Source organism: Planococcus beijingensis (genome assembly GCF_016820615.1).
GTDB lineage: Bacteria > Bacillota > Bacilli > Bacillales_A > Planococcaceae > Planococcus > Planococcus notacanthi.
On the sequence record NZ_JADHDZ010000001.1, the window covers coordinates 543,194 to 556,747 of the forward strand.

Sequence of the window (13,554 nt, forward strand, 5' to 3'; positions counted from 1 at the left end):
CTGGATTTTTCTTTATAAATCTTTTGTATCGTAAATGGCGGTGATGAGCTGACAAGTGCTGTGGCCAGTCGAATATGTATTCCAATGGCTGCGGAACAAATCAATTTTTTCATGGTCCACAGAAGAATCTTGAATATGCGCAAGCACTTCTGTTGTAGTCTTAGCGATCGGGCCAGGGAAATAAAGATTGCTTTCCGCCCATATTCCTTGGGTCTTGCCGTAATCTTCCAAGTCATACGTATAGAAAATCATCTTTTTCCCGAGCAGCGAGAACTCCACTGGGATAGACGAATAATCGGTGATCAAGATGTCGCTGACGATCAGCAGATCGCTGAGGTGGGGATAGTCAGTGGCCAACAGGACCCGTGGATGATCCACTATGTTGGTTACTTCTTGGACAGATGGATGCAGCCGGATCATGAGCACATAATCCCCATCCATTTTTTCGAGAAACTCTGATACCTCTAATTGAACTTTCATACTGTGCAACGAATTTTTCCGGAAAGTAGGGGCATACAATACCACTTTTTTTCCTGCAATGATTGGATATCTCTCGATTAATTTGGCGTAAGCATTTTCTTTTGCAGCTTTATCGAAATAGAAATCAGTCTGAGGAACCCCAGTGTAGATAAAATGGCTTTGATCCACATGGAAGGATTCAGAAAAGATATCCGCCATTTGCTGGGAGCCGACAGGAATGTATTGAAACCGGTCGTATACTTGCTGAAAGCGCTGCTTGGCCCGCTCGCTTCTGGCGGATGTTTCAGGATCGCTCCAACCAAATTTCTTGATGGCTCCAGCCGCATGCCACAATTGAATGCATTTTACTTCTTGGCGGAAGCGGATGACAGAAAGGACGCCTGCATAATTGTCGACAAAAACGTATTTTGCGGTAGCCAAATGGTAAATCGATAAAAACGTATCCAAAATATTGGACGTTTCAAAGCTGTATATCTTTTTATTGGTTGTAGGGACAGCAGTGAAGTCGATTTTGCATCTGGATTGGTTGATGAAAATAATTTGATGCTTTTCCGACTTCGCTAATTCTTTCGCAATGAAAAACGCATTGTCACCAAATGAAGAAAGAAAGACCGTTTTATTTTTCATGGGGAAAAGATTGAACAGGGAAAAGAAAACTTTGAATAAAAACAGATAAATAGATATTCCAAATTCCTTTATCATTGTTTGTTGTAAAGGTCGGTTTTGATTTTTGTAGTTGAGATGCCTTCGGTTCTCGGCAAATAAAGCACTTCACAATAATCCATCAGCTCATCAAATTTGCCTTCCCAGTCAGATCCCATTACAAACAAATCTACATTATTCTTCTGAATATCATCTACTTTTTGGCCCCAATTGTGTTCGGGAATCACTTCATCCACGTATTTGATCGCTTCAAGGATTAATTTGCGTTCTTCGTAAGAGTGATAGGCTGCTTTTCCTTTGATAGCATTAAATTCGTCCGATGACAAGCCGACAATCAAATAATCGCCATACTCTTTCGCCCGCTTTAATATATTGATATGGCCATGGTGAATTAAGTCAAAGGTCCCGTAAGTAATTACTTTCTTCATAATTTGTTCACTCCAAAAATGCTTATTTTCGATTTATTTAACAATATGCTATGATACCATCTTATATGTTATCATGTGTAATAGCTATTGAAAATGTAGAGTACGTACAAGGCATTAGACGTTTTTTTTCAAAAAAAGATGCATTTGAAAGAAGCTAAAGATCCTCACAGGTTCAGTATAAAATAAAGGTTGATAAGATTCTGTTTTCTGTAATGGAATCTTGCTCATTTGACTTTTCAAGAAAGAAGTAAGGTGACTAATTTGAGTTTTATCCAAAAAATTAAAGGGTTAAAAAATAGCAGCGTTACAAGAAGGCTCTTCCGCGCTGTCTTCGTCATACTTGGAAAACTTCCGAAAAAGAAGAAATTAATGGTGTTTGAAAGCTTTCATGCGAAACAATTTAGTGACAGTCCGCGTTCTATCTATGAATACATGAAAGAAAATCATCCGGACTACCGGCTTCTTTGGAGTGTTGACAAAAGTGCCATCCACTTATTTGAGAGTTTTAATGTGCCTTATATTCAGCGTTTTACTTTCGAGTGGTTTTGGACATTCCCACGAGCTGAATATTGGGTAAACAACGTCCGGCTGCCTCGATGGATGCCAAAACCTTCCGGTACGGTTTATCTCCAAACCTGGCATGGAACCCCTTTGAAAAAACTTGGACTGGATATCGAGGAGATTCATATGCCCAATACGAAAACCGACTCCTATAAAAAGAATTTTGCCCTGGAATCTGAGAAATGGGACTACTTAGTTTCACCTAATCCTTATTCAACCGAGATTTTTAAGCGTGCTTTCCATTATAATGGGGAAGTTATCGAGTCGGGATATCCACGCAATGATTTGTTGACCAATCATTCGGATACACTGATCAGCAGCCTGAAGAAGGATTTAGGGATTGCTGAAGACAAGAAAGTCATGTTATATGCTCCTACGTGGAGAGATAATGAGTTTTACCAAAAAGGGAAATACAAGTTCGAGTTCCAATTTGATTTGGAAAACTGGATAAAGGAATTCGGGGACGAATGGGTGCTGCTGTCCCGCATGCACTATTTAGTTGCTGAAAACTTTGATTTCTCGGCCTATGAAGGCGTAGTCTATGATGTGTCATTATATCCGGACATCCGCGATCTTTATCTCGTTTCTGATTTGCTGATCACGGATTACTCATCCGTCTTTTTCGATTATGCTATCTTAAATCGTCCGATTATTTTCTTTATGTATGACTTGGAAAACTATCGCGACCAGCTCCGCGGTTTCTACATCGATATCGAAAAAGATGCACCTGGACCGATCGTTCAGACCGAAAAGGAATTGTTTCAGGCGATCCGGGCGATGTCTGATAGCAATGTCCAATTGAGCTCAACATTCAGTGAGTTTAAAAATCGTTTTTCTTCCTTGGAGGATGGGAAGGCAACAGAGCGGGTAGTGAATACTTTTTTGAAGTGAAGAACGTGAGTGAGAGTTAATACAGCAAAACACATTGCTGATTGTTTAATGAGATAAAAAGTGATTAAGTGAGGATACATTATGAAATCAGCTATAAAAGTTATTAAAGAGCAGTTTCAATTCTTTTATTTGGTTAAAAGGTTGTCTGTTTATGAATTACGCAGTTTAACAAGAGGCAACTATCTTGGGGCAGCATGGGAAATCATCAATCCGGCAATCCAGATACTGATTTACTGGTTCGTATTCGGTTTTGGAATCCGGCAAAGGGAAGCGGTCGGCGATATCCCTTATTTCCAGTGGATGTTTGCCGGGATACTGGTATGGTTCTTCATCAATAACAGTGTCATGAAATCATCCAAATCGATTTACAGCAAAATCAGGATGCTGTCCAAGATGAATTTTCCGATGAGCGTCATTCCGAACTATACAATCTTTGCGCAATTTTACCCGCATCTGGTATTATTAGCTCTCGGAATGGTGGTCCTGCAATTTATCGGATTCCCGATTTCCATCTATTATGTGCAGTTGCCGATTTACATCATTGGCCTGCTCGTATTTTTGTTCAGTCTCGCCCTGATTACGTCGACTTTGTCGACAATCATCCGGGATGTTCAAATGTTGCTGCAGTCGGTCATGCGGATGCTATTGTATTTGTCTCCGATTTTGTGGCCGCCAACTTTGCTGCCTGAATCGTGGCAGCCTTACATGATGCTTAATCCTTTCTACTATGTGATTGAAGGCTATCGTTACTCGTTGCTTGGGGAAGGCTGGTATTTTCTTGAGAATCCTGTCTACACCCTTTATTTCATTGGAGTAGTCGCAATTACATTCATGGTCGGTGCATATCTTCACGTGAAATTTAGAAGTCAGTTTATCGACTTTTTATAAAATTGGAAGTGAAACTGTTGGTTAATTCAGTAGAAGTTAAAAATGTCTCGAAACGCTATAAACTATATAAGAAGCAATCTGAACGGATTCTGGATCTGCTGGTTCCCTATAAAGACTATGGGGAAGATTTCTTCGCTTTGCAGAATGTCTCGTTTGATGTCGAGAAAGGCTCAATCGTTGGGCTTGTCGGCATTAACGGTTCCGGCAAATCAACTTTGGCGAATATCATCGCAGGCGTTATTCCAGCGACGAACGGCCAAGTGACGAGCGACGGCAATGTCGCATTGATCGCGGTAAATGCCGGACTGGATGGCAAGTTATCCGGCCGTGAGAATATTGAACTTAAGCTATTGATGCTTGGTTTTTCCAAAAAGGAAATTGCAGCAATGGAAGATGAAATCATTGAATTTGCGGAGTTGGAGAAATTCATCGACCAACCTGTGAAAACATACTCCAGCGGCATGAAGTCGCGTCTGGGCTTTTCCATTTCTGTACGCGTCAACCCCGATATTCTGATTGTGGACGAAGCTCTATCAGTCGGAGATAAGGCCTTTTCAGAAAAAAGCCTTGCCAAGATGATGGAGTTCAAGGAAAAAGGCAAGACCATGTTTTTTGTCAGCCACTCGATTTCGCAGATGAAAAAATTCTGCGACCAGATTTTATGGTTGGAGTTCGGAGTGGTCAAAGAATACGGTCCCACCAAAGAAGTGATTGCCAAGTATGAAACCTTCTTGGCCGAATATAAAGCACTATCAAAAGCGGATAAAAAGAAATACCGCACAACCGCGCTTAATCGGCAATCAAAGAAAAATACAGAATCTGCAGAAGTCCTTTGAGGATTGCTGCAGATTTTTTTGTGCTCAGAATTGTTAAGAGAGGAAATTTTTTCTTAATTATTCTACAGTAGAGAAAAGGGGTGAACAACATGATAAACAAAGAACAGTTGGTGGCGACATTTTCAATTGTCGCGGCAGATCCGGAAACCGGAGAAGTGGGCGTCGCTGTCCAATCGAAGTTTTTGGCAGTCGGATCGGTGGTTCCATGGGCAAAAGCCAATGTAGGTGCTGTTGCAACACAGTCCTGGGCGAATACCGCTTTTGGACCTGAGGGATTGGCATTGTTGGAAAAAGGCTTGTCGCCTGAAGAAGTCATCGACAAGCTGGTTTCCGACGATCCGGGCAGAAGTTTGCGCCAGGTGGCGGTCATCAATGCAGAAGGAGAGGCTAGTGCCTTCACTGGACATGAATGCTATGACTGGGCCGGACACATGATAGGGAAGCATCATTCCTGCCAAGGCAATATTCTGGTCAGTGAAGAAACAGTCAGTGAAATGAGCCGGACATTTGAAGCGTCGGAAGGCCCATTGGCTGAACGCATGCTGAAGGCCGTCGCAGCTGCTCAACACGCAGGAGGCGACAGCAGAGGGAAACAGTCGGCTGCTGTTTATGTTGTGCAGGAAGGCGCTGGGTACGGCGGCTATAACGATGTCAAAGTGGATCTGCGGGTGGATGACCATCCGGAGCCAATCGAAGAATTGCAGCGGCTGTATGAGCTGCATAAAATGTATGCCGCCCCGTCAGAAGACAAACTGGCCATCGAAGGGGATGTGCTGAAAACGGTTGTAGAACAATTGGTGAAGCTTAGTTTATTGGGGATGGGCGACTACAACAGCTATAACGCGGAAGTGAAAGAGGCATTGAAGGCATTTGTGCTGCGGGAGAACTTCGACGATCATTGGTCAGAAGAAGCGCTTATCGATGAATCGGTATTGGCATATTTGAAAAAACAATGAGTTTAGAGCCTGTTCAGGATAGCTGAGCAGGCTTTTTTTGGTGAGGTGCGCTTGTGAGGCTGCGAGGTGCGGTGTTGTCAGTTTGAGGTGCGCTTGTAAAGCTGCGAGGTGCGGTGTTGGCCAGTTGAGGTGCGCTTACAGCCAAATGAGGTGCGCTCACCAAAAATAAGCATGAAAAAAGGCAGCTCATGAGTGAGCTGCCTTTATTTGAAAGCTTAATCTATTTGTTTCTTACGGAACTTCGACACGACCTCATAGACGATCGGCACAATAACCAATGTCAGTAAAGTCGAGCTGATTAATCCGCCGATAACCGTGATGCCGAGGCCTTGGGAAATTAATCCGCCGCCTCCGCCTTCCACGCCAATAGCAAGCGGAATTAAAGCACCGATAGTGGCTAAAGCAGTCATCAGGATAGGGCGCAGACGTGTCACGCCGCCTTCAAGAAGGGCTTCGCGTGTTGTCAATCCGGCTTTTTCCATGTGGATGACGCGGTCAATCAAAACGATGGCATTTGTGACAACGATGCCGATCAGCATCAAAACACCAATCAATGCGTTGACACTCAATGCTTCTCCAGTAATCCATAACGCCACAAGTACACCGATAACCGTGAATGGCAACGAGAACAGGATAGAGAATGGAGCGAGTGCGCCTCCGAATGTGACAACCAATACAAAGTAAACGATCGCGATGGCTGCAAGCATTGCCAAGCCAAGCTGAGTGAACGATTCGTTGATCTGTTCAGTTACGCCGCCGTGATCAGTAGTGACACCGGAAGGAAGGTCAAGCTCTGCTACCTGCTCATCGATTTCCGCAGTGATTTCCGCAGCATTGTTGCCAAGAACGTCTGCAGTCAGAGATGCATACATTTGGCCATCTCTGCGGTTGATGGTATCCGGCGATTTGCCTTCTTCCACTTCCATGACTTCGCCGACTGTTACAGTCGAACCAAGGGCAGTTGGAATTTCGATGGCTGTTACGTCATCAATTCCCGCGTATTCGGTTTCTTCTGTTTCGATATATACGTTCAGTTCTTTATCTTCGTTCGTAACGGTAGTCAATACAGGAGCTTCGCTAACGCTGCTTAACGCCATACCGATTTGGGCAGCAGTTAAGCCGTTTTCGCTCAAGCTTTCCTGATTAGCTACCAAAGTAAACTGATCATAAGCTTCAGTCAAGCTGGACTCTGTGTTTTCTAAGCCATCGTTGTCTTCCATGAACGGCTGGATTTCATTGATGGCTGTTTGAATGTCTTCCACGCTGTCACCGTAAACGAACATTTCCAGACCGCTTGCTCCCATTGCAGCAAAGTCAAGGCTTGCCCATTCACCGGATTCAGTAGATCCATTCAATTCTTCGATCAATTTCTTGCTTTCATCACCGAACTCGGCAAAGTTATCATCATATTCAATATAAAACAATGCGGAATTATCTCCGCCTCCGCCCATAGCTGACAACGGATTTCCGCCGCCAAGCGAGTATTGGTATGAAGTGACGCCTTCACGTCCATCAATGGAAGCTTCTGCATCAAGTGCAACGGCTTCCACGTCTTCACGTGTCTGGCCAGGTTCCGGGCTGTAAGTAGCCATGACCATTTTTTGTTCTTCTTCAGGAAGGAAACTGACGCCGATTACCGGAATCAGGAATAGACTTGCGACAAGGACTACGGTAGCTCCTCCGAATGTGATGATTTTGTGGTTCAATGACCATTCCAAAATGCGTTTGTAGCTGGCTGCCATTTTTCCTGGCTTGTGTTCTTTTTTATTGGATTTAGGAGTATCCAGATTCTGCAATTGCTTGCGGTACATCAAATGCGCCATCATCGGAACGATGGTTACAGCAACTAGTAAAGAAGCTGATAAGGCAAAGACCACTGCGAGGGCAAATGGCAAGAACAATTCGCCGATCTGTCCGCTGACAAGGGCAAGCGGGAGGAATACCGCGATAGTGACAACGGTTGATGAGAAAATCGGCAGGAACATTTCGCTTGTTGCTTCACGAATCAATTCTTTGCCGCGCAATTTCTCACCAGGCAAGGCCATACGGCGGTAGATGTTTTCGATAACGACGATCGAGTCATCGATGACGCGGCCGATAGCTACAGTCAATGCGCCGAGTGTCATGATGTTCAAGGTAATATCCAATTGATTCAATAAGAAAATGGCCATCAATAAGGACAACGGGATCGAGATGATTGAAATCAATGTTGTCTTGAAGCTGCGAAGGAACAGCAAAATGATGACGACGGCAAATAAAATACCGAATAACGCTTTGCTGAGCATCGTTTCGACCGATTTCTCGATTGGTTCGCCTTGGTCGAATGTTGAAGAGATCGTTAAGCCATATTCTTCTTCAGCATCTGCAACGATGTCTTTGACAGCATTAACCACTTCAACCGTGTTGGCATCTGGTGATTTGATGATTGAAATACCAATCGATTCTTCACCGTTCGTACGGGAAATCGATTCCGCTTCACTCACCACTTCAATATCAGCCAATTCGCTTAAAGCGACTGTCGGAATTGTAGTTGGAGCAGCTGGAGCTTGAGCGGCAGGATCCTGTGCGCCAGCAGCGGCACCAGGAGCAGCCGGGGCTTGTGCGCCAGCAGCGGCATCAGGGCCAGTTGGTGTTTGTGCGCCGGCAGCAGCATCAGGAGCTGTCGGAGCAGCAGCTGCCGCTTGAGGGATAGCTGGGATCTGCAGGTTTTTCAAGTCGTCGACAGTTGTAATATCGCCATCGATGACCAAGTTTTTAAGTTCTCCGTCAAAGTCCGTCAATCCTAATGGGAAAGTCAGTTTTGAACCTTGGATCAATTGCTGGATCGTTTCTTCAGTCAAGCCGTATTGTGCCAGAGCTTCCTGGTCAAAAGCCATCGTGACTTTCTGGACACGCTGACCCGATACTTGTGCATCGGATAAACCGTCTACGCCTTCAAGGGCAGGCAGGACATTGTCTTCAACGTTTGCTGTCAGTTCTTCCAGTGAGCTTCCAGAGTTGCTGATGCTCAATGTCAGAATCGGGAAGGCATCCAAGCTAAGACGGGAAACCTCTGGTTCATTGGCTGCTTCGGGAATTGAAACTTGCGACAAGGCATCTTCCAATTCGCGGGTGGCCTCGTCCATATCGACATCAAAGTCGTACTGGACTTGGATAGTGGAAGCGTTGGCTAATGATGTGGATGTCATCAGTTCGACGCCATTCATATTTTGAATCCGCTGTTCCATTGGAATCGTAACTTCTTCCATAATTTCGTCAGGCGCAGCACCCGGGTATGTAGTGACTACAGTAACTGCGGGCAGTGTAATACTCGGAATGGATTCTTGCTTCATCGTCAAGCCTGCATAAAGGCCGGCAACGACAACCATAATGGTCAAAATCCATATCGCAAATTTGTTGTTTAAGGAAAAATCAATGATTTTTTTCAAGTTTTTAGCTCCTATTCGTTAAATGAAATATTCCAGATAGATGACTTCATTCTTAATGGAAGGATGCTGTTTCAAATAAAGCAGCAGGGCTTCAATCAAAAAATCCTGTGGTTCTGTTTGGCCGATTTGTTCTTTCAGCAAACCCAGTGAAGCCAGCAACTTATCGGGATTCGTTTCAGATGCCTTAATCTTCTCAGAGATTTGCATCAGGAGTTGCTCGATTGTTTCTGCAGGGGAATGTGCTTCAGCCAATACAGGTTCCATCGACGCTAAATTTTTTACAACGGCATCGATGGCGGCTGTGATGAAATTGGCGAGTTTGGAGATTTGCACTTGTTTCTTGTCCATCAACAAGGTGATGATGTATTGCTGCATCAGACCTTCAAGCACCGTGACCAAATCGGGAAGGAACGGCTCGATCTCCATGCCGTATGCATCCAACAAAATGGTTTTATGCAATGTGATGGTCGACTGCCGCAATTCCCCGAATAAGGCACTCAGCTTGTCGCTGTCGCTGAGCGGCATGTCCTTGAACACCATCATGAAAAATTCCTGATTGGAGAGAGTGCGTTCAATTTCAATGGCCAGTTTCTTCTTGAAGACATCCTTGGAATCTGAACCAGGTACTTGCTCGTAATTGGCGATTTCCGTCGAGATTTCTTCGTGGTGCTGTTTTAGGATTTCGATGAACATGTTTTCCTTCGAATCGAAATGTTTATAAAAAGCTCCTTTGGAAATTCCAGCGGCTTGTGCCACTTCCTGTACAGAAGTTTGATGAAAGCCTTTTGAAGAAAACAGGTGTACAGCCTGTTTCATGATTTCAATTCTTTTGTCCATTCAAGCCCTCCTAAACCAATCGGTCACATATAGTGACCGGTCAGTCACCTGTTTCAGATTATAGTTTCCACCTATTAATGTCAATTTGAAGAGCTTTGAATGATGTGACAATTTCTTGTCTGTCAGCTGCGTGAATAGCGATTTTATTACTATATAAGTTAAACCAATGATTTGTAGTAGCCGATATTCTGCAAAACAGCTAAGCTTTCGGGCCCACAGGACGTCGCGGTGCCGCCTGCCAGCGGGCTAGGCGAAGCAAGAAGACAGGTGTTCTTTGCCTGGTTCTTGCGGGAGCCAATGAGGGACCAGGCATTCCTGGGACCTCATTTGCGACGAGCTTTCGCAGGAGCAATCGTCTTCGCTCTAACCAGAGCGTCCGAAGCGTTAGGGAAGAGTCAGTTTCTTTAGTTCAACTTATAGACTGAAGGTTTAACGCTTTCTGAGCGCTGATATCTTGAAATTTCTGTATTGATTTAGAGGACTGTCAGGACGAATAGAGAATAATACAGGTATTGGCTCGATTCGTTCAAAGAGGAGAGGGTTGGATGAGGCAGAAGTATATCAGTGAACCATTTGTGGAAGAACGTGCAGAGCAGCCATATGTCGGAATTCCTATTGTGGCGGGGCTATCGGAATGGGACGAAGTCAACGGCCTGGTTGGTGAACTATTCGACTGGCTGAAGAAGAGAGGCATCAAACCGGCAGGAGCTCCCTTTTTTCGATATTGGTGTATGGGAGATTCTGAGGGCAAGTACAAGATGGAAGTTGGAGTGCCGGTCAAGCGCATGGTGTCGGTAGATGAACGTGTAGTGGCAAGTTATATTCCGGGCGGTTCCTATTTAAGGGCTTTGCATAAAGGGCATCCCGATGAGTTGGAAAAATCACTTGATGCCCTGGAACAATGGGCAATACATGAAGGGTTGGACATCGATAAACGTTGGGAAGGCGAAGATGAAATATGGAACGGCCGTTTCGAATTTTACGTAACCGATCCCGAAACGGAACCCGACTTGAACAAATGGGCAATTGAAATCGCATTTCTGCTCATGCGCGACGACGCTGCATAGGCGAAATGAAAAGTACTTCTCTTTAGATTGGCATTTTTAGCCGGAATAATGAGAAGTGCTTTTTTCGATAGAGTAAAATTAGCTCATTGCAAATATGCAGTAAAAGCATTTTTCCAATGTATGTAAAACAGCCTTTTTTTGGAGTAAGATAGAAAAAGAAGGTTCATTTAAAAAAGGAGAGATAAGATGTTTGTATCCTTTGGAATTATTGCAGCAATCGTTGGAATTGTAGCTGTCGCAAGTTATTCGGAAACACGAAAAAAGGTTAACGCGAAAAATAGAAATCGGGAATTGTTTTTGCTGACGAAGGATGAATTTGTCAAAAAACAACAGACCTTAGAATTGGATTTTGTAAAAGAGACGGATTCTGCTGCTCGAAATCATGCGCAACAGTTGGAAGATGCCTATCCACTGGATTATCAAGTGAATATCTACAATCGAATGGTTAAGGAGACAAAGTATAGCCAGGAAACTATCCTGGAATTGATGTTTGAGCAGAAACGTTTTCTTCTTATGGCGTCTATTCTGAAAAAAGTGCCGATGTTCTCAAAAGCCGTAGACGAAGTGTGGCATCAGCAATTGATGTTCACCAATCAATATAAGCATTTCACAGAAAATTTTGCTGGACAATTTATTCATCATGCCCCAAATGTGGATGGTGTAGATGGAGCCGATGATAAGTTCTTGTTCGATATGATGTACAAAAAACTATTCCTTGAGAAACCTTCTTCGGTCAAATCATGGGGCACTCCATTTTATGCAAATATGCCAAGCGAAGAGTTTATGGCTGAATGGAGAGACACAGACATCGATCAACTCGAAGGCCGGTACTTTTTTGCCAGGCCTGAAACTCGGCGACTGGTTCAAGGAATGGTTCGGAGCATAAAGGAGGATATCCAGGCTGCAGGCAACAAAGGGAAATTCGAGCAGTTTCTCCAAAAGCAGACTCGCATCTCTGCAAACTCCTATCCCACACCGGGAACTGCAAATGAGCTGACGCTTCCTTACGTATTTTGGGCGGCGAACAGTGATGGCACAACGTATGCTGAATCTCTGGGAATAGCAAAAACACAAAGAAAAATCAAGCTGGATTCCGATGCGGAAAATCCAGGTTTTCTCAGCAATCTTTTGGACAGCCCTAAAAACTCAAGAGATCCTTGGTGTGCTGCTGAATCAACTGATTCTGGCGGCTCCGACAGCGGCCATTCCTGCGGAAGCAGCTGCGGCGGCGGATCTGATTGAAAGTGATAATGTTTTCTAGAAACAAGACACCTCTCTCTGCATTGGCATATCCCAATGCAGAGAGAGGTGTCTTGTTTCTTTCAGCGCTTGTTTCTTTCACGGACGTTTGAATAATAGTAGATCATCTCGTACAAACGGCTGCGCTGTTTTTGCAGGATGCCGATGGAGACATTGACTTCTGTTGAAACATTGAATTCATCGAAAATGATGCGGGTTCTGGTTGGGGCTATGATTTCAAGGCGGTAATGGTGGTTGAAAATCCAAACGCAGTCAGGGTGATCCGGAGACTTTGTGGGATAGGCGGCCAAACCATCTTCTGAGATGAGAAGTGTTGTTTTTTTATGCTGTTTAAGATTATGCCGCGTGGCTTTTACGCGGCCTTCGTATGTAGAAGCAAACATCATACAGGCCTGATCAATCAAGGTCAAAACAGAATCGCGGGAATAAAAAACGCCGTCTTTAGTGACGATTTTTGACTTTCTTTCTGTTTCGAAATAACTTTCCACAAACAACACTGATCGATCAATTAAATTCTCATCATACTTCTTCACTGGCACAAGCTCCCCTTTCTCAACACATGAAAATTCTACCATTCGCTACTTTATCAGGCAATCTATTTTTTGAAAATAAAAACTCTTTTGATAATGGTTGTGAACAAACTATTTGTTTCCTCAAGACAAACAGTATTTTTGAACGCAAAAAGATAGGAAACAGCGATTGGCTGCTTCTTACAATCTGAACTATTCTGGATTCACCCGGGAATCAACGAACGTTCAGAAGGAAAAGACGATGAAAGATTTTGAAGAAGTAGCGGTACAATATGCTCCAATGATTTCTGCTTTGATCCGAAAGCTCCATATTTACCGCGATTACGACACTTTTCGCCAAATCGGCAATATCGCCTTATGGCAAGCATGGCAGCGTTTCGAAGATTCAAAAGGAAACTTCACTCCTTTTGCTTATCGCAGCATTCAAGGAGCGATGCTGGATGAACTGAAACGGGAGACCAAAAGAAACGAACGCGGAAGCTGTACAGACAACGGAGTTAGAGAAAAAGCAGAAGAAACAGTGATAGAGGAATTACCGGAATGGCTGGAAGTAAACCAATTGACTGCACATGAAAAGTGGCTCCTCGATGCTCTTTTCGTAAAAGGGTTCAGTCTTCCGGAATTGGCCGAACTTGAAAAGATTTCGTTGGCCGGAATGAAAAAGAGGCGCGAGCGGCTATTGAAAAAACTGAAGGTTACAACGCAACATCCGTTCAAACAATAGAAGAC

At 44.0% G+C, this 13,554-nt stretch carries 12 protein-coding genes; 7 read left to right on the forward strand and 5 right to left on the reverse strand.

Annotation, left to right across the window (positions count from 1 at the left end; all coding sequences use genetic code 11):
- Window positions 1-12: 12 nt before the first annotated feature.
- A complete protein-coding gene (locus tag IRE19_RS02480) occupies window positions 13-1,182 on the reverse strand; it encodes a CDP-glycerol glycerophosphotransferase family protein (protein ID WP_203339220.1) in 1,170 nt (389 codons plus the stop codon).
- Window positions 1,179-1,571 carry a glycerol-3-phosphate cytidylyltransferase gene (gene tagD / locus IRE19_RS02485; RefSeq protein WP_203339221.1) on the reverse strand — a complete coding sequence of 131 codons (393 nt, stop codon included), beginning with the start codon at window positions 1,569-1,571 and terminating at the stop codon, window positions 1,179-1,181. The genes IRE19_RS02480 and tagD overlap by 4 nt, the downstream gene beginning before the upstream one ends.
- A 252-nt stretch (window positions 1,572-1,823) precedes the next feature.
- On the opposite strand from tagD, the gene IRE19_RS02490 reads away from it, so the two are divergent.
- From IRE19_RS02490 to IRE19_RS02505, 4 genes are all read left to right on the forward strand, one after another.
- A complete protein-coding gene (locus tag IRE19_RS02490; RefSeq protein WP_349291246.1) occupies window positions 1,824-3,023 on the forward strand; it encodes a CDP-glycerol glycerophosphotransferase family protein in 1,200 nt (399 codons plus the stop codon).
- 81 nt (window positions 3,024-3,104) lie between these two features.
- On the forward strand, window positions 3,105-3,911 hold the full coding sequence (locus tag IRE19_RS02495; protein WP_203339222.1) for an ABC transporter permease: 807 nt from the start codon (window positions 3,105-3,107) through the stop codon (window positions 3,909-3,911).
- A gap of 17 nt (window positions 3,912-3,928) precedes the next feature.
- Window positions 3,929-4,747: a teichoic acids export ABC transporter ATP-binding subunit TagH gene (gene tagH / locus IRE19_RS02500; protein WP_203339223.1), complete on the forward strand. Its 819-nt coding sequence runs from the start codon at window positions 3,929-3,931 to the stop codon at window positions 4,745-4,747.
- A gap of 89 nt (window positions 4,748-4,836) precedes the next feature.
- Complete coding sequence (locus IRE19_RS02505) at window positions 4,837-5,703, forward strand: DUF1028 domain-containing protein (protein WP_203339224.1); 867 nt, start codon at window positions 4,837-4,839, stop codon at window positions 5,701-5,703.
- Window positions 5,704-5,918: 215 nt separating this feature from the next.
- Here IRE19_RS02505 and IRE19_RS02510 read toward each other — a convergent pair whose 3' ends face one another.
- Together IRE19_RS02510 and IRE19_RS02515 are read right to left on the reverse strand one after the other, a co-directional pair.
- Window positions 5,919-9,131, reverse strand: coding sequence for an efflux RND transporter permease subunit (locus tag IRE19_RS02510; protein ID WP_203339225.1), 3,213 nt, complete (start codon window positions 9,129-9,131; stop codon window positions 5,919-5,921).
- Window positions 9,132-9,149: 18 nt separating this feature from the next.
- Complete coding sequence (locus tag IRE19_RS02515; RefSeq protein ID WP_203339226.1) at window positions 9,150-9,968, reverse strand: TetR/AcrR family transcriptional regulator; 819 nt, start codon at window positions 9,966-9,968, stop codon at window positions 9,150-9,152.
- A gap of 545 nt (window positions 9,969-10,513) precedes the next feature.
- Between IRE19_RS02515 and IRE19_RS02520 the strand changes: the two genes are divergently transcribed.
- Window positions 10,514-11,035, forward strand: a complete 522-nt coding sequence (locus tag IRE19_RS02520; RefSeq protein WP_203339227.1) for a GyrI-like domain-containing protein — start codon at window positions 10,514-10,516, stop codon at window positions 11,033-11,035.
- A gap of 186 nt (window positions 11,036-11,221) precedes the next feature.
- Window positions 11,222-12,277: a glycine-rich domain-containing protein gene (locus IRE19_RS02525; RefSeq protein ID WP_203339228.1), complete on the forward strand. Its 1,056-nt coding sequence runs from the start codon at window positions 11,222-11,224 to the stop codon at window positions 12,275-12,277.
- Between the two features lie 80 nt (window positions 12,278-12,357).
- Here the strand turns inward: IRE19_RS02525 and IRE19_RS02530 are convergent, their stop codons facing one another.
- On the reverse strand, window positions 12,358-12,828 hold the full coding sequence (locus IRE19_RS02530; RefSeq protein ID WP_203339229.1) for a competence protein ComK: 471 nt from the start codon (window positions 12,826-12,828) through the stop codon (window positions 12,358-12,360).
- 238 nt (window positions 12,829-13,066) lie between these two features.
- On the opposite strand from IRE19_RS02530, the gene IRE19_RS02535 reads away from it, so the two are divergent.
- Window positions 13,067-13,549: a sigma-70 family RNA polymerase sigma factor gene (locus tag IRE19_RS02535; protein ID WP_203339230.1), complete on the forward strand. Its 483-nt coding sequence runs from the start codon at window positions 13,067-13,069 to the stop codon at window positions 13,547-13,549.
- The last annotated feature ends 5 nt before the right edge of the window (window positions 13,550-13,554 follow it).